This is a genomic window from Microbacterium aurantiacum, assembly GCF_040532595.1.
Lineage (GTDB): Bacteria > Actinomycetota > Actinomycetes > Actinomycetales > Microbacteriaceae > Microbacterium > Microbacterium chocolatum_B.
The window spans coordinates 614,607-631,550 of sequence record NZ_JBEVYX010000001.1 but is presented as its reverse complement, the minus strand read 5'-3'; the positions used below and the strand labels follow the sequence as shown (position 1 = coordinate 631,550).

Genomic DNA, 16,944 nt, shown 5'->3' with positions numbered 1-16,944 from the left:
CGACGTCGGGGGCCGGGAGCGTCACCCCCGAAGCCGCGGGAGCACCTCCCGCCCGAGCAGCGTGATGCCCTCGGCGGGGATGCGCGCGTGCGGCGTCCCGAACTCGATCCGGTCCACGCCGGCATCCATCAGCAGTCGCGCTTGGTCGGCGATGTCGTCGGGGGTCCCGGAGAACGCGAAGAGATCGAGCACGTCGCGGGGGACCAGCCTTCCCGCACCCTCTTCGTCGCCGTCCGCGAGGCGGGAACGGATGCCGGGCAGCAGGTCGTCGGGGAGCTCCACGGTCGGATCGAGCGCGGCGATCACGTCGAGGTACATCGCCACCTCGCGCCGGGCGAGGGCCCGCGCGGCGGCACCGTCCCGGTCGACGACGGTCACCGCACCGACGACGACCGCGACCGCCTCGGAGGGACGGCCCGCGCGACGGAGACCGCGTTCCAGGCGCCGGCGGACGACGCCGACCATGGCGGGGTTCGCTGTGCCGCCGATCTTGATCTCGTCGGCGATCTCTCCGGCGAGGGCCATGCCCTGCGGACCCCACGACCCGATCAGGATCGGCGCGCGCTCGCGGACGACGGAGTAGCGCAGGCGCACCCCGGGCTCCAGTCGGAAGACGTCGCCGGCGTACCCCTCGCCGGATCCCGACAGCAGGGCCTGGATCACCCCGGTCGCGTCGCGGAGCGCCGCGATCGGACGCTCGGCCTCCACCCCGATCGCCTCCAGCCACGAGCCGCGGGCGAGACCGAGGTACGCGCGACCGGCGGAGGCGGCATCCACCGCGGCGAACTGCCCGGCGATCTCGTACGGATGCAGGGTGAACGGGTTCCAGCAGGCGCAGCCGAGCCGGATCCGCGCGGTGGCGTGCGCCATCTCGAGCAGGGCCGCGATCGGCGGCTGGTACAGGAGGTCGGAGAAGACGCTCACGCCGTCGAAGTCGAGCTCCTCGGCGAGGCGCGCGAGGGCGGCGTACTCACCCGGTGCCTTGTCGGTCTGCAGGCCCAGGGAGAACCGCACGGGACCGCGGCGATCGTCGGCGGCGCTCACGTGAGGTCGTCGGTGGGGATCGAACGGATGCCGGTGCGCTCGATCCGCATGATGAGGCGTTCCTCCGGGTCGGGGCACGCGACGAGGTCGTCGCGCTCGAGCCAGTCGCCCGGCGGGAGGCGGCGCTGCTTCGCGGGAAGCAGCGGCAGAACGGCCTGCAGGGCGTAGAGGCAGAAGTGCCCGCCGTCGGGGAGGCGCAGCCGACTGCTCTCGACCAGGTCGATGTGGTCGCCGACCCTCATGCCGCACACCGACCGGCCTTCGATGCGATCCACCACGACCCGGAGGTCGTAGAGCTCGGTGCGCGCACCGGTGTCATCGGCGCTCTCGGCGTCGAGGGTCGGGTCGTCGTGCGCCGCGCTCATCGTGTGCGTCCCTCGTCATCGCGGACGACGACGCCTCCGCGCATCACCAGGTCGATCCCGCGGAGCGCGGAGACGTCTGTCGTCGGGTCGGCCGGCATCGCGATGAGGTCGGCCCACGCGCCCGGCGTGAGCGTGCCCAGGTCGTCGGCGCCGAGCCAGCGCGCGGGGGCGGAGGTCGCGGCGCGGACGACATCGGCGGCGGGAAGTCCGCCGGCCTGCATGTGCTCGAGCTCGCGGACGACCGCGCTCGTGCCCTCGAAGCCCCAGAACGGCGGCATGTCGCTGCCGAGGAGCACGTCGACTCCGGCATCCAGGGCGAAGCGGAACGAGTCCAGGTGGCGGGGACCGGCGTCGAGCGAGCGCCGCTGCATCCACTCCGGGACGCCGAGGTCATCGAAGAACGCCTGGGCGCGGGTGACGACCAGGGTCGGCACGAGCGCCGTTCCGTGGGCAGCCATGAGGGCCGCGACCTCCGGGGTCAGCTCGTAGCCGTGTTCGACGCAGTCCAGCCCCAGCTCCACGGCTTCGGCGATGATCGCCGCGGGACCGGCATGCGCGGTGACTTTCCGTCCCCAGGCGTGCGCCGTCGAGATCGCCGCGGCCATCTCGTCCCGCGTGAGCTGCGGGGTGGTGATCTGCTCGTTCTCGCCGGCGATCCCGCCCGAGATCATCAGCTTGATGAGGTCGGCTCCCGCGGCGATCTGGCTGCGGACGCCCCGGGTGACGGCATCCGCGCCGTCGCACTCGAGGGTGTCGTCGGTGTCGTGCCCGTGACCTCCCGTGCAGCACAGGCCCCGCCCGGCGGTGAAGATGCGCGGACCCGCGACGTGGCCGGCGTCGATCGCTCGGCGGAGGGCGAAGTCGGCTCCGCCCTTCTCGGACACGCAGCGGACGGTCGTGACGCCGGAGAGGAGGGTGCGCCGCGCGCCGTCCGCCATGTACAGCGCCAGTTCGTGCGGATCGAGTGCGCTCACCGCGTCGCCGCCGGGCCCCGGGAGAGACAGGGAGAAGTGCGTGTGCATGTTGATCAGGCCCGGCATCACCACCGCGCCACCGAGGTCGTGCGTGGGCGCCGCTTCCTCCGCCGTGCGTCCCGTGTCGGGCTCGATGCGCGTGATGCGACCCGCCTCGATCACGATGGCGAGTCCGTCCTGCGGCGTGGGGCGGATGCCGTCCACCAGGCGCAGGTTCGTCAGCACCGCGTCGCCGCGGGTCGCGAGGGAGGGGACAGGCCCGCTCATGCCGGAACGCCCGACGGGGGAGGAGGAGGACAGTGCACCGTGCCAGGCTAGGCGCTCTCAGCCTTCGCGGACGAGCCGGTACCCCATGCCGGACTCGGTGAGGAGGTGACGCGGGTGCGCGGGATCGGGCTCGAGCTTCTTCCGCAGCTGCGACATGTACAGGCGCAGGTACCCGGAGTCGCTCACCTGGTCGCTGGCCCAGATCTCCTTGAGCAGCGTCTGCCGCGTGACCAGGGCGCCGGGGTTCCGCGCCAGGAACTCCAGCATCCGCCACTCCGTCGGGGTCAGGTGCACGCGCCGGCCGGCCCGGGTCACCGACTTGGTGGCCAGGTCGATCGTGACGTCCCCGAAGGTCACCTGGGGCGCGTCCGGCCCTGCGCCCGTCCGGCGGCTGAGGGCACGCAGGCGCGCCAGGAGCTCGTCGATCTGGAACGGCTTCGTGACGTAGTCGTCGGCGCCGGCATCGAGGGCCTCGACCTTGTCCGCCGATCCTGTCCGCCCGGATACGACGATGATCGGCGCGGAGGTCCAGCCGCGGAGGGCGTGGATGACCTCGACGCCGTCGAGGCGCGGCATCCCGAGGTCGAGGAGCACGATGTCGGGATGGGCCTGGGCGGCCAGCGTCACCGCCGCTGCACCGTCGGCGGCAGCCACGACGTCGTACCCGTGCGCGGAGAGGGTGATCCGCAGCGCCCGCACCAGCTGCGGATCGTCGTCGGCGACCAGGATCTTCATCGGATCATCCCCGAGGAGGGGTCGGCGGGCGCCGCGGCGACGGGGAGCGCGACGACCATCGTCAGCCCGCCACCGGGGGTGTCCTCGGGACGCAGCGTGCCGCCCATTCCGCGGGTGAATCCGCGGGAGAGGGCCAGTCCCAATCCGAGTCCGGTCGTGTTGTCGACGTCGCCGAGCCGCTGGAACGGCGCGAAGATGTCATCCAGCCGCTCGGGCGAGACGCCCGAGCCCTGATCGACGATGCGGATCTCCGAGGTGCCGCCCAGGTGGCTCGTGCTCACACGCACGCGACGACCGGGTGGGGAGTGGCGCAGCGCGTTCGAGAGGAGGTTCACGACCACACGCTGAAGGAGGACCGCGTCGGCGCTGATCAGCGGGAGCTCCGGGTCCAGGGCGAGCTCGACCCGGCCGGGACCGGCGCCGAGTTCGTCGATGGCGGCGAGGATCACATCGGCGGCATCCACCGGCCGCAGCGACACGGCGAGGACTCCGGCTTCGACACGGCTGACGTCCAGGAGGTCGGTGACGAGCGCGGAGAGGGTCGCGAGGGACTCGTCGGCGGTGGCGAGCAGGTCGCGTCGGTCCTCCGCGCTGAGGGTCACCCCGGCCGCGCGGAGTCCGCCCACGGCGGCGACGGCCGCCGCGAGCGGGCGTCGCAGATCATGGCTCACGGCGGACAGCAGTGCCGTGCGCACCTCGTCCGTCTCGGCCAAGGCGTCGGCTTCGCGGGCGGTCTCGGCGAGGTCGCTGTGCTCGAGAGCTGCGCCGAGCTGGGCCACGATCACCTCCAGCAGACGTCGCTCGGAGCTCCGCAGCTCGCCGCCGTGCAGCTCCAGATGGGCCCGGGGATGCTCGCTCCCTCCGACGGGGAGGCGCAGGACGCGGCCGTCGGGCACCGGTTCGCCGTCCGTGGCGAGGACGTCGCCGTTCGAGGCGACCAGGCGGGCGCCCGTCATGCCGAAGGCCTCTCTGGCCCGCGTCACCAGTGCGACGACCGCGTTCTCGCCGCGCAGGATGCTGCCCGCCACGGTCGCGAGCAGCTCGGCCTCGGCGGCGGCGCGCCGCGCGACCCGCGCGCGTCGCGCGGCCTGGTCGACGATGTAGCTGACCAGGGCGGCGATGACGACGTACAGCGACAGTGCCCACAGGTGGAGGGGGTCGGCGATCTGCACCGTGAACTGCGGGGCGACGAAGAAGAAGTCGAGGGTGAGCCCCGACAGGACGGCGGCGAAGAGGGCGGGCCAGATCCCGCCGACGAGCGCGACGACGACGACGAGGAGCTGGAACGCCAGGACGTCGGACGTGATGGACTCGGGGCTGCGGGACGAGTACAGCAGCCAGGTCATCAGGGGCCCCGCCACCAGTGCGATGACGAACCCGAGGATGACCCGCCGTCGGCTCAGCGCACCGCCGGAGAGCGACGGGAGCGCGAGGCGCCCGCCCGCGGCGGCGTGCGTGACGATGTGCACGTCGATGTCGCCGGACTCGCGGATGACCGTCGCGCCGATGCCGGGGCCGGCGAGCGCCGCCTGCAGGCGACTGCGGCGACTCACTCCGATGACGAGCTGCGTGGCATCCACGGAGCGGGCGAACTCGACCAGCGCCCGCGGCGTGTCGTCTCCGACGACCTGGTGGTAGGTGCCGCCGAGGGACTCCACGAGCGTGCGCTGCGCGGCGAGCGCACCGGGTGCCGACGCGCGCAGGCCGTCCTGCGCCGAGACGTGGACGGCCACCACCTCGCCTCCGGAGGATCGCGCTGCGATGCGGGCGCCGCGTCGGATGAGCGTCTCGCCCTCCGGGCCTCCGGTGAGGGCGACCACCACGCGCTCGCGGGCGGGCCACGTGCCCTCGATCTTGTGCTCGGTGCGGTACAGCTTCAGCGCGCTGTCGACCTCGTCGGCCAGCCACAGGAGGGCGATCTCGCGGAGTGCGGTGAGGTTGCCCAGGCGGAAGTAGTTGGACAGGGCCGCGTCGATGCGCTCGGCGGGATAGACCAGCCCCGCGGAGAGGCGCTCGCGCAGGGACGGCGGGGCGATGTCCACCACCTCGATCTGATCCGCGCCTCGGACCACGGCGTCGGGGATCGTCTCGCGCTGCGAGGTGCCGGTGATCTGCTCGACGACATCGCGCAGCGACTCGATGTGCTGGACGTTGACGGTCGTGATGACGTCGATTCCGGCATCCAGGATCTCCTCGACGTCCTGCCAGCGCTTGGGGTGGCGGGCACCCGGCGCGTTGGTGTGGGCCAGTTCGTCGATGAGGGCGACCTGCGGTCGACGCTCGAGGAGACCCTCGACGTCGAGCTCGCTGAGTTCGACGCCCCGGTGCGCGTGGACGGCCCGGGGAAGGGCCGGCAGACCCTCCGCCTGCGCGGCGGTGGCCGCCCGCCCGTGGGTCTCCAGGATGCCGATCACGACGTCCTTGCCCTGCTCCTGCAGCCGACGCCCTTCCTGCAGCATCTCGTAGGTCTTGCCGACGCCGGGTGCGGCGCCGAGCAGGACCCGCAGCTGCCCCCGCTTCATCGTCGCCTCACTCCTCGATCGCGTCCAGCGCCAGGTTGAGCTCGAGGACGTTGACCCGGGGCTCACCGAGGAACCCCAGGTCTCTGGAGTGAATCCTAGACTCGACCAGGGCGCCGACTTCGGACACCGGGAGGTCTCGAGCAGCCGCCACGCGCGGCACCTGCAGGCGGGCGTAGTCGGGGCTGATGTGGGGGTCGAGTCCCGAGGCGGACGCCGTGAGTGCTTCGGCCGGGATCTCGTCGGGATCGACGCCTTCGAACGCCGCGATGGCGGTGCGACGCTCCTCGATGGACGAGACGAGGTCGGCGTTCTCCGGGCCGAGGTTCGACCCCGAGGAGGCGCCGCCGTCGTACCCGTCGCCGGCGGCCGACGGCCGGGACTGGAAGTACTCCGGAAGGGGGAGGCCGTCGGCATCCGTGAAGGATTGGCCGATCAGAGCTGAGCCGACGGTGTCGCCTGCGTCGTCACGGATCAGCGAGCCGTTCGCCTGAGCGGGAAAGAAGATCTGGCCGATGCCCGTGATCAGGAGCGTGTACCCGAGGCCGAGGACGACCGTGAAGACGATCATGGCGCGCACGGCGACGCCGAGCGAACGCAGGAGGGGATTGCGCATGGGAATGCTGTCCTTTCCGGCTCAGAAGCCAGGGATGAGGCTCACGAGGAGGTCGATGAGCTTGATGCCGATGAAGGGGGCGATGACGCCGCCGAGGCCGTAGACGAGGAGGTTGCGGCTGAGGATGCGGGAGGCGCTCGCCGGTCGATAGGCCACCCCGCGGAGGGCGAGGGGGATCAGGACGACGATCACCAGGGCGTTGAAGATGATCGCGCTCGTCACCGCGGATGCCGGCGAGCTGAGCTGCATGATGTTCAGCGCGGCGAGCCCGGGGAAGACCCCGAGGAACATCGCCGGGATGATCGCGAAGTACTTGGCGATGTCGTTCGCCAGGGAGAAGGTCGTGAGGGCCCCGCGCGTGATCAGCAGCTGCTTCCCGATGCGCACGATGTCGATGAGCTTCGTCGGGTCGCTGTCCAGGTCCACCATGTTCCCGGCCTCCTTGGCTGCGGAGGTGCCGGTGTTCATGGCGACCCCGACGTCGGCCTGCGCCAGAGCGGGCGCATCGTTCGTCCCGTCCCCGGTCATCGCGACGAGATTGCCGCCCTGCTGCTCGCGCGTGATGAGCGCGAGCTTGTCCTCCGGTGTCGCCTCGGCGAGATAGTCGTCCACGCCCGCCTCGGCGGCGATGGCCTTCGCGGTGAGCGGGTTGTCCCCGGTGATCATGACGGTCCGGATGCCCATCTCCCGCAGCTCCTGGAAGCGTTCGCGCAGACCCTCCTTCACGACGTCCTTCAGGTGGATCACGCCGAGGATGCGACCCACGCCCCGGGGCGAGAGGGTCGCGACGACGAGCGGCGTCCCGCCGGCACCGGCGATCGCGTCCGTGAGGGAGAGCAGCTGGGCGCGTGTCCGCGTGGCGACCTGGACGCCGCCGGCTTCGAGCCACGCGAGCACCGCGGACCCGGCGCCCTTGCGCACGAGGGTGCCGTCGGGGAGGTCGAGACCGCTCATCCGCGTCTGCGCCGTGAAGGGCTCGAACACGGCATCCGGGATGCGCTCCGGCACGACACCGCGTGCGGCGGCCAGTTCCACCACCGAGGTGCCCTCGGGCGTGGGATCGGCCAGCGACGACAGGGCCGCGAACGTCGTGAGCTCGTCCTGATCGACGCCCTCGAGGCGGACGAAGTCGGTGGCGCGGCGGTTGCCGTACGTGATGGTGCCGGTCTTGTCGAGCAGGAGCGTCGTGACATCGCCCGCCGCCTCCACCGCGCGTCCCGACATGGCCAGGACGTTGCGCTGCACGAGGCGATCCATCCCCGCGATGCCGATCGCCGAGAGCAGCGCCCCGATCGTGGTGGGGATGAGGCAGATGAGCAGCGCGATCAGAACGGGGATGCTCACGGGCGCCGCCGCGTAGGACGCGATCGGATTGAGCGTCAGGACGACCACCACGAAGACGATCGACAGGCTCGCCAGCAGGATCCCGAGGGCGATCTCATTCGGCGTCTTCTGCCGGCTCGCCCCCTCGACCAGCGCGATCATGCGGTCGACGAAGGTCTGACCGGGTTGCGAGGTGATGCGCACCACGATCCGGTCGCTGAGCACGCGGGTACCGCCGGTGACCGCGCTGCGATCGCCGCCGGACTCCCGGACCACCGGGGCGGACTCTCCGGTGATCGCCGATTCGTCGACGGTCGCGATGCCCCACACGATGTCGCCGTCTCCCGGGATCAGCTCACCGGCGGTGACGACGACCACGTCTCCGAGCTGGAGCTCGGAGGAGGGCACCAGCGCGGTCGCTGCGCGTTCGGCCGCGGCATCCGTGGCGGCGTCGTAGGACCCCACCCGGGCGGCCATAGTGCTCGTCCGGGTCTTCCGCAGGCTCGCCGCCTGCGCCTTCCCGCGGCCTTCGGCGACGGATTCGGCCAGATTCGCGAACAGCACGGTCAGCCACAGCCAGAGGGCGATGCCCCCCGTGAAGCCGGGCGGAACGGCGCTGCCCGCGGACGACTCGGGCCCACCGAGGAACGGCTCGGCCACGGCGATCGCGGTCGTGAGGGCCGCGCCGACCCACACCAGGAGCATGACGGGGTTGCGCCACAGTGCCGCGGGATTGAGCTTTCGCAGCGCGCCGGGCATCGCCGCGCGCAGCTGCGCCGCGTCGAATGCGCGCGCCGTGCGCGGGGACGACGACGCGTCGGGGGAGGTGTCGGTGAGGGAGGAGGATGACATGACTAGACGAGCCCTTCCGCCAGGGGACCCAGCGCGAGAACGGGGAAATAGGTGAGTGCGGTGACGATGACCGTCACGCCCACGAGGAGGCCGGTGAACTGCGGCCGGTTCGTGGGGAGCGTGCCCGCCGTGACGGAAGCGGCCTGCTGGCGCGCCAGCGATCCGGCCAGGGCCAGCACGAGGACCATGGGCAGGAAGCGGCCGAGCACCATCGCCACGCCGAGCGCGGTGTTCAGCCACGGGGTGTTCGCGGTGAGCCCCGCGAAGGCCGAGCCGTTGTTGTTCGATGCCGAGGTGAAGGCGTAGAGCACCTCGGTCATCCCGTGCACCCCGGGGTTCCAGATCGACACCGCCTCGACGTCGGCGGCGATCGCGGGGATCCCGAAGCTCAGCGCCGTGCCGACGAGCACGAGCGTCGGGGTGACGAGGATGGAGAGGCTCGCGAGCGTGATCTCCCGGGGCGTGATCCGCTTGCCGAGGTACTCGGGGCTGCGGCCGACGAGCAGACCGCCGACGAACACCGCCAGCACCGCCAGGATCAGCATCCCGTAGAGGCCGGATCCCACGCCGCCGGGAGCGACCTCCCCGAGCATCATGTTGAGCAGCGGGACCATGCCGCCGAGCGCGGTGTAACTGTCGTGCATGGAGTTGACGGCCCCGGTCGAGGTGAGCGTGGTCGCCCCGGCGTAGAGGGTGGATCCGAGGATGCCGAACCGCACCTCCTTCCCCTCGAGCGGGCCGCCGGCGAGCTGGGGCGCCGTTCCCGCGCCGAGCGCCTCCAGCCACGAACCGGCCGCCAGGGAGACGACGGCGATGGTCGCCATGGCGCCGAGGATGGCGTATCCCTGGCGGTCGTCGCCGACCATGCGTCCGAAGGCACGGGGGAGCGCCACCGGGATGGCCAGGAGCAGGAGGACCTGCAGGACGCTCGTCCACGGTGCGGGGTTCTCGAACGGGTGGGACGAGTTGGCGTTGAAGAAGCCGCCGCCGTTGGTCCCGAGCTCCTTGATCGCCTCCTGCGAGGCCACCGGCCCGCCCGGCAGCGTCTGAGGAGCACCGCCGAGGGTCGTGACCTCCACGAAGCCGTTCATGTTCTGCACGACGCCGCCGATCAGCAGCGCGATCGCCGCGACGATCGACAGCGGGAGCAGCAGGCGTGTGACGCCGCGGACGAGGTCGACCCAGAAGTTGCCGATCAGGCCCGTCCCGCGCGCGGCGAATCCGCGCACCAGGGCGACGGCCACGGCGATGCCGACAGCGGCGGAGACGAAGTTCTGCACGGCCAGGCCCGCCAGCTGGACGGTGTAGCCCAGGGTGAGTTCGGGGGAGTACGACTGCCAGTTCGTGTTCGTCACGAACGACACCGCGGTGTTGAAGGACAGCCCCTCCGGAACGGCCGGGAGGCCGAGGGAGTACGGCAGGACGCTCTGCACGCGCTGGAGCGTGTAGACGACGAGCACACCGATGGCGGAGAAGACGAGCACACCGCGCAGGTAGGCCTGCCAGGTCTGCTCGGCACGGGGCTCCACGCCGATGATGCGATACACGCCCCGCTCGGCGGCGAGGTCCTTCGAGGACGTGTAGACGTGCGCGATGTAGTCGCCGAGCGGACGGTAGACGAGCGCGAGGACGAGCAGGACGGTGGCGGCCTGGAGGACGCCGAACCAGATGGTCTCGGCGGTCATGTCAGAACCACTCCGGCTTCACCAGGGCGAGAACGAGGTAGACGATCGCGGCGACGGCGAGGATCGCGGCGATGGCGGAGAAGGCGATCACAGTCGCTCGACCCCTTTCGCGACCAGGCCGATAAGCGCGAACAGCGCGATCGTGAGCGAGATGTAGAGGACGTCGAGCACGGGTACTCTCCTGCGGCTGGTGCGGCACCCCGTGGAGAAGCGGGATGCATGCCGATGCGGCACGGAAGACGACACAACACCGCTCCCGTGCGCCGCTGCGGGTCCCTTACGGTTTCCCTACGGCCGCGCCGGGGATGCCTACGGATGCCGAACGCTCGGTCGGCGGACACTCCGGGCGGTGCGTCCGTCTCGGCCCCGTCAGGCCAGCGCGTCCACGATGGGACGGAACTTCACGCGTGTCTCGAGCATCTCGGTCTCGGGGTCGCTCCCCGCGACGATGCCGGCGCCGGCGTGCGCGGTCACCGGCATCGTGTCGCTGTACTCGGCGAAGCGGCGCGCAGGTTCGGACCCGATCTGCGCGCACCGGAGGGCGATCGCCCATTCGCCGTCGCCGTTGCCGTCGACCCATCCGACGGGTCCGGCGTAGCGGCCGCGGTCGAAGGGCTCCAGGCGCCGGATGAGGTCGACCGCGGCATCCGTCGGGGTGCCGGCGACCGCCGCGGTCGGGTGCAGCGCCGCGACGAGGTCGAGGGCGGATGCCGATCCGCGGACGTCGCCGGAGATGTCGGTGGCGAGGTGCCACACGTTCGGCAGCTCCAGGGTGAAGGGCCCGGCGCCGGCATCGACGTCGCGCGTGAACGGGTCGATCGCGGCGAGGACGCTCTGGACGGCGAATCGGTGCTCGTCCCGGTCCTTCGTGCTCGCCGCGAGCGCGGCCACCGCGCAGGCGTCCGCGTCGGCATCCGCTCCGCGCGCCGCGGTGCCCGCGAGCACGCGCGCGGTCATCCGACCACGGGAGACCGTGACGAGGGTCTCGGGGCTCGCGCCGACGAGGCCGTCGACCGCGAACGCCCACGTGTCGGGGTAGCTTCCGGCGAGAGCCCGGACGAGCCGGCGGAGGTCGGCGCCGGCGGGGACGGTGCCGACGAGGTCGCGCGCGAGCACGACCTTCTCGACGGTCCCCGCGTCGATGGCGGCGAGGGCGTGGCGCACGGCCTCCTGATAGGCGACGGGGTTCATCGCGCCCGGGCCGAGCGTCGCCGACCAGTACGGGCCGTACGGGCGCGGCGTGAGGAGGTCCGCCTCATCGGCGCGGTCGGCTCGGCCGCTCCGGACGCGGGTGACCCACGCGCGGCCGTCACGACGCCCGACGATCGCACGCGGGACGATCAGACGACTCGTGAACGCGGAGCGAGGGTCGAACGCGAGAGCGCCGAAGGCCACGAGGCCGGTGCCGGGGATGCCGAGCGGATCGTCGATCTCGCTGTGGGCGACGATTTCGCGCCAGGCGTCGGCGGGCGTGGGGCGGTCGGCCGGCTCCGGGCGACCGAAAGGAATGCCGGCACCGGCCTCGTACCCGGCGACCATCCCGCCGATCCCGACTATCCCGTCGCCGCGGCGGAGCCACGCCAGAGGGGAGGCCGGGTCGGCGAAGAGGAGGGGATCGTCGATCGGGTCGATCTCCTGCGTCTGCGCCACGAACCGCGGCGCACCGGAGGTTTCGATCACCCATCCAGCCTATGGCCCGCCGCGCCCCGCGGATCCGCGCCGGGAGCCCGCGGCTTAGACTCTGCGGGTGACCGAGAACACCGTGCCGGACCGACCGCCCGTGGGCGCGCGCATCCTCTTCCGGTGGCGCAAGTGGGACGGCGGCGAGCACTGGGTGCACGACTGCGTCTACCTCGGCAGCGACCGCTGGGGCGATTGGGTCGGTCAGCGTGCCGGCTGGCGCAGCTTCCGCCCGGGGCGCGACAACCGCACCGAGTTCGACAACGTCACACTGCTGCCGCCGTCGGCCGACTACGCCTTCACGCGCAACGCGCGACCCGACCGCACCCACACGTACATCGACCTCGGGTGGGACGTGACGTTCCGAGGCGGCGAGCCGACCGGCATCGACATGGACCTCGACGTGGTCGATCGGGCGGTGGGCGGCATCTACATCGACGATCGCGACGAGTGGGACGAGCACCGCGTCCATTACGGCTACCCGGCCCACATCGTCGCGCACCTGGAGGCGCTCGCCGTCGACCTCGAGCAGAAGGTGCGCGCGGCCGAGTCGCCCTTCGACGAGGACACCGCCGGCGCCTGGCTCGAGCGGCTCGCCACCCTGCACCCGGCTTAGACTCGACGGGTGACCGACACCCCCGCGAACCCGCCCCGCCGCGCCGATCTGGGCAAGGACCCGGCGAGCGTCAGCGGAATGTTCGACGGTGTCGCGCGCGGGTACGACCGCACCAACACCGTGCTCAGCATGGGCAACGACCGGCTGTGGCGGGTCGCCACGACCCGCGCGGTGTCGCCGCGTCCGGGCGAGCGCATCCTCGATCTCGCCGCCGGCACCGGGGCCTCCTCGGTCTCCCTCGCCCGCAGCGGCGCGGAGGTCGTCGCCGCCGACTTCTCGCCGGGGATGATCGCCGAGGGACGACGCCGGCACGGACCGGAGGCGCCGGGAGGCGGCATCCGGAATCTGTCCTTCGTCCACGCCGACGCGACCGATCTGCCGTTCGCCGACGAAGAGTTCGACGCGGTCACCATGTCGTTCGGTCTGCGCAACGTCAACGACCCGAAGAAGGCGCTCGGCGAGCTGCTGCGGGTGACGAGGCCCGGCGGGCGGATCGTCGTGTGCGAGTTCTCGCACCCGCCGTCGCGGGCCTTCTCCGGTGTCTACCGCTTCTACAACGACCGGGTCCTCCCGGTGGTCGCCAAGGCGGTCAGCTCGAACGCCGACGCCTACGACTATCTCAACGAGTCCATCCGCGACTGGCCCGACCAGCCGACCCTGGCGGCATGGATGCGTGCCGCGGGATGGGCGGATGTCGCCTACCGCAACCTGTCCTTCGGCATCGTCGCGCTCCACCGCGGCGTCAAGCCCGCCGAGGGCACCCTCGCACCCCGATAGGCTGAACAGGTGACCCCCTCCGCGTCCGATTCGCGTCTCGGCAAGCTGGGCCTCACCGACCGCATCTTCGCCGGCGCCCGTTCGCGTCGGCTCCTCGCCACGGTCGATGAAGGCATGCTCCGCGTCGACGCCGCCCTCGGCGACGAGCTGCGCATGGCGCAGCCGGTCGTCGACGCCGTCAGTCGCTACCTCTACGAGGCCGGGGGCAAACGGGTGCGGCCCATGCTGGCGCTGCTCACCGCACAGCTCGGCGAGGGGACGACGGATGCCGTCGTCGAAGGCGCCGCCGCCCTCGAACTCACCCACCTCGGCTCGCTGTACCACGACGACGTCATGGACGACGCGGACAAACGGCGCGGGGTCCCGGCCGCGCACGAGGTGTGGGGCAACAGCGTCGCGATCCTCGCGGGCGACCTGCTCTTCGCCCGCGCGAGCCAGATCATGGCGCGGTACGGCGAGCGCGCCATCCGCATCCAGGCCGACACGTTCGAGCGCCTGGTCCTCGGCCAGATGCGCGAGACGGTCGGACCCGCCGAGGGCGACGACCCGGTGCAGTTCTCCCTCGACGTCCTCGCCGACAAGACGGGGTCCCTCATCGCGGCATCCGCTCAGGTGGGCAACATCTTCGCCAACGGTCCCGAGGAGTTCGAGCAGCCGCTCGCGGTCTTCGGTGAGAAGGCGGGCGTCGCCTTCCAGCTGCTCGACGACGTGATCGATCTGGCCGCCGACCCGGCCGAGACCGGGAAGGTGCCCGGCACGGACCTGCGCGCGGGCGTCCCCACCATGCCGTACCTCGTGCTCACCCGCCGCACCGACGCCGACTCGGTGGGCCTGCGCGAAGAGATCGACGAGGGTGTCGCCCGGATCGCCGACGGCGCCGATCCGGCGATCCTCGACCACGCCCTCGCGCGCCTCCGCGACCACGAGGCCACCCAGGCCACCCGCGACCTCGCGGGCTCGTACTCGCAGGAGGCCATCGACGCCCTCGAGCCGCTGCCGGACGGCGCGGTGCGCGAGGCCCTCACCCGGTTCGCGCGCGCCGTCGCCGACCGCTCCCGTTGATCCCAGGAGGACATTCCTTGACCAAGCTCAGGCTGGCCATCGTCGGGGCGGGCCCCGCAGGCATCTACGCCGCCGACATCATCCTGAAGGCCGAGCGCACGTTCGACGTGTCGATCGACCTGTTCGACCACCTTCCCGCCCCGTACGGCCTGGTCCGCTACGGCGTCGCGCCCGACCACCCGCGCATCAAGGGCATCATCACGGCGCTGCGCGAAGTGCTCGACCGTGGCGACATCCGCATCTTCGGCAACGTGCGCTTCGGCGAGGACCTCACCCTCGACGACCTGAAGAAGCACTACAACGCCGTCATCTTCGCCACCGGCGCGGTCCGCGACGCCGATCTCGACATCCCGGGGATCGAGGCGAAGGGCTCCTACGGGGCCGCGGACTTCGTCAGCTGGTTCGACGGGCACCCCGACGTGCCTCGTGAATGGCCCCTCGAGGCGCAGTCCGTCGCCGTCATCGGCAACGGCAACGTCGCCCTCGACGTCTCGCGCATGCTCGCCAAGCACGCCGACGACCTCCTGCCCACCGAGATCCCCGACAACGTCTACGAGGGCCTGAAGGCCAGCCCCGTGACGGACGTGCACGTGTTCGGCCGTCGCGGACCCGCGCAGGTCAAGTTCACGCCGCTCGAGCTGCGCGAGCTCGGCGAGCTCCGCGACGTCGACATGGTCGTCTACGACGAGGACTTCGACTACGACGAAGCCTCCAAGGTCGCCATCGCCAGCAACAAGCAGGTCATGGTCATTGACCGGGTGCTGCAGCAGTGGCGCACCCGCGACTCGGCCAACAACGCCGGCGGCACGGCATCCCGGCGCCTGCACCTGCACTTCTGGGCCAAGCCCGTCGAGGTGAAGACGGATGCCGACGGCACCGTCACCGCATTCGTGTACGAGCGCACGCGTCCCGACGGCGAGGGCGGCGTGGTCGGGACCGGCGAGCTGCGCGAGGTGCCGATCCAGGCGATCTACCGCGCGGTGGGCTACTTCGGCTCGCCCCTCCCGGGCGTGCCGTTCGACAAGCGCCACGGCGTCATCCCGAACCACGAGGGCCAGGTCCTGCACAAGGACTCGAACGAGCGGGTGCCGGGCGTCTACGCGACCGGCTGGATCAAGCGCGGACCCGTGGGTCTCATCGGCCACACGAAGTCCGACGCGATGGAGACGGTCCGCCACATCATCAACGACCAGGCGTCGTGGTGGCAGCCGGCCGACCCCTCGGACGAGGCGATTCCCGCGCTCCTCGCCGAGCGGGGAGTGGCCTGGACCGACCTCGACGGGTGGCACCGCCTCGACCAGCACGAGATGGCGCTGGGCGAGCCGCACGGCCGCGCGCGCATCAAGGTGGTCGCGCGCGACGAGATGGTCTCCGTCTCCCGCGGAGAGTAGCCTTCGGCGATGACCGACGCGTGGGGGCCCGACATCCTCGGGCCTCCGTTCGCGCAGCGGACCCTCCCGCTGGGGTCGGATTCCGAGGGGGAGGTCGTCGCGACCGTGGTGCGACGGGAACCGTCGACCTGGGCGGCGCTGGTCGGGCCGCTGCGCGGCGTGGACGTCCTCTACGTCCATGGCTGGTCGGACTGCTTCTTTCAGGTCGAGCTCGCCCGATTCTGGTGCGACCTCGGTGCGCGCTTCCACGCGCTCGATCTGCGGAAGTACGGCCGGAGCCTCCGCGACAGGCAGACCCCCGGGTACGTCACCGACCTCGCCGTCTACGACGAGGACATCGCTGCGGCGCTTACCGCGATCGGACACGACCCGGCGTCGGACGCCGCGTCCCGCCGCCGGCTCGTCCTCCTCGGGCACTCGACCGGCGGCCTGACCCTCACCCTGTGGGCCGCGCGGCACCCGGGTGTCGCCGACGCCCTCGTGCTGAACAGCCCGTGGCTCGAACTGCAGACGGGGCCGTTCGCACGCCAAGCGCTGCTGCCCCTCATCGAGGCGCGGGCGCGCTGGGATCCGCTGGGGGCGCATCCGGAGGTCGATCTGGGCTTCTACACCCGAGCGCAGCGGGAGACCGGCTCTTTGCCGGGGGAGGGGATTCCCGCCGACTGGAGACCCGAGCGGGGCTTCCCGACACATCCCGGATGGCTCCGGGCGGTGGTGCGCGGGCACGCCACTGTCGCCGCCGGCATCGAGACCGGGTGCCCGACGCTCGTTCTGCTCTCGGCGCGCTCGAGCTCGCCGCTGTCATGGTCCGAGCAGGCGCTGACATCCGACTCGGTCCTCGTGGTCGACGAGATCGCCCGGGCGGCGATCCGTGTCGGCAGCGATGTCACCCTCCGCCGGGTGGACGGCGCTCTCCACGACGTCTTCCTCTCGGCCGCACCCGCGAGGGCGTCGGCCTACCGCGCCCTCCGGGACTGGCTCGTCGAGGGGGCGGTCCGACGGGACGCACGGCAGGGGAGCGCCAACGCCCCGCACTAG

Annotated in this window: 15 protein-coding genes; 5 read left to right on the top strand and 10 right to left on the bottom strand. The window is 71.8% G+C overall.

Going from position 1 to position 16,944, the window contains the following annotated elements:
- Positions 1 to 21: 21 nt before the first annotated feature.
- From ABXJ56_RS03145 to ABXJ56_RS03100, 10 genes are all read right to left on the bottom strand, one after another.
- Entirely contained in the window at positions 22 to 1,044 is a 1,023-nt protein-coding gene (locus tag ABXJ56_RS03145; RefSeq protein WP_353998268.1) for an LLM class flavin-dependent oxidoreductase, read from the bottom strand.
- Complete coding sequence (locus tag ABXJ56_RS03140; protein ID WP_353998267.1) at positions 1,041 to 1,409, bottom strand: TIGR04076 family protein; 369 nt, start codon at positions 1,407 to 1,409, stop codon at positions 1,041 to 1,043. The genes ABXJ56_RS03145 and ABXJ56_RS03140 overlap by 4 nt, the downstream gene beginning before the upstream one ends.
- The gene (locus tag ABXJ56_RS03135) at positions 1,406 to 2,650 is read right to left on the bottom strand and encodes an amidohydrolase family protein (protein ID WP_353998266.1); all 1,245 of its coding nucleotides are present in this window, start codon (positions 2,648 to 2,650) and stop codon (positions 1,406 to 1,408) included. Before ABXJ56_RS03135 ends, ABXJ56_RS03140 begins: the two co-directional genes overlap by 4 nt.
- A gap of 57 nt (positions 2,651 to 2,707) precedes the next feature.
- The gene (locus ABXJ56_RS03130; protein ID WP_353998265.1) at positions 2,708 to 3,385 is read right to left on the bottom strand and encodes a response regulator; all 678 of its coding nucleotides are present in this window, start codon (positions 3,383 to 3,385) and stop codon (positions 2,708 to 2,710) included.
- Positions 3,382 to 5,907 carry a sensor histidine kinase gene (locus tag ABXJ56_RS03125; RefSeq protein ID WP_353998264.1) on the bottom strand — a complete coding sequence of 842 codons (2,526 nt, stop codon included), beginning with the start codon at positions 5,905 to 5,907 and terminating at the stop codon, positions 3,382 to 3,384. The genes ABXJ56_RS03130 and ABXJ56_RS03125 overlap by 4 nt, the downstream gene beginning before the upstream one ends.
- Before the next feature lie 7 nt (positions 5,908 to 5,914).
- Entirely contained in the window at positions 5,915 to 6,520 is a 606-nt protein-coding gene (gene kdpC / locus ABXJ56_RS03120; protein WP_353998263.1) for a K(+)-transporting ATPase subunit C, read from the bottom strand.
- A gap of 21 nt (positions 6,521 to 6,541) precedes the next feature.
- Positions 6,542 to 8,695 (bottom strand): potassium-transporting ATPase subunit KdpB, encoded by a 2,154-nt coding sequence (gene kdpB / locus ABXJ56_RS03115; protein ID WP_353998262.1) that lies wholly within the window; start codon positions 8,693 to 8,695, stop codon positions 6,542 to 6,544.
- Between the two features lie 2 nt (positions 8,696 to 8,697).
- Positions 8,698 to 10,380, bottom strand: coding sequence for a potassium-transporting ATPase subunit KdpA (gene kdpA, locus ABXJ56_RS03110; RefSeq protein ID WP_353998261.1), 1,683 nt, complete (start codon positions 10,378 to 10,380; stop codon positions 8,698 to 8,700).
- 1 nt (position 10,381) lies between these two features.
- Positions 10,382 to 10,471 carry a potassium-transporting ATPase subunit F gene (locus ABXJ56_RS03105; protein ID WP_353998260.1) on the bottom strand — a complete coding sequence of 30 codons (90 nt, stop codon included), beginning with the start codon at positions 10,469 to 10,471 and terminating at the stop codon, positions 10,382 to 10,384.
- Positions 10,472 to 10,749: 278 nt separating this feature from the next.
- Positions 10,750 to 12,060, bottom strand: a complete 1,311-nt coding sequence (locus ABXJ56_RS03100; protein ID WP_435404949.1) for an isochorismate synthase — start codon at positions 12,058 to 12,060, stop codon at positions 10,750 to 10,752.
- Between the two features lie 67 nt (positions 12,061 to 12,127).
- On the opposite strand from ABXJ56_RS03100, the gene ABXJ56_RS03095 reads away from it, so the two are divergent.
- The 5 genes from ABXJ56_RS03095 to ABXJ56_RS03075 are packed head-to-tail and all read left to right on the top strand — an operon-like array spanning position 12,128 to position 16,944.
- Positions 12,128 to 12,676: a DUF402 domain-containing protein gene (locus tag ABXJ56_RS03095; RefSeq protein ID WP_353998259.1), complete on the top strand. Its 549-nt coding sequence runs from the start codon at positions 12,128 to 12,130 to the stop codon at positions 12,674 to 12,676.
- A gap of 9 nt (positions 12,677 to 12,685) precedes the next feature.
- On the top strand, positions 12,686 to 13,453 hold the full coding sequence (locus tag ABXJ56_RS03090) for a demethylmenaquinone methyltransferase (RefSeq protein WP_353998258.1): 768 nt from the start codon (positions 12,686 to 12,688) through the stop codon (positions 13,451 to 13,453).
- A gap of 9 nt (positions 13,454 to 13,462) precedes the next feature.
- Positions 13,463 to 14,515, top strand: a complete 1,053-nt coding sequence (locus ABXJ56_RS03085) for a polyprenyl synthetase family protein (protein WP_353998257.1) — start codon at positions 13,463 to 13,465, stop codon at positions 14,513 to 14,515.
- A 17-nt stretch (positions 14,516 to 14,532) separates the two neighbouring features.
- Complete coding sequence (locus tag ABXJ56_RS03080) at positions 14,533 to 15,906, top strand: FAD-dependent oxidoreductase (protein WP_353998256.1); 1,374 nt, start codon at positions 14,533 to 14,535, stop codon at positions 15,904 to 15,906.
- A 9-nt stretch (positions 15,907 to 15,915) separates the two neighbouring features.
- Entirely contained in the window at positions 15,916 to 16,944 is a 1,029-nt protein-coding gene (locus ABXJ56_RS03075) for an alpha/beta hydrolase (RefSeq protein WP_353998255.1), read from the top strand.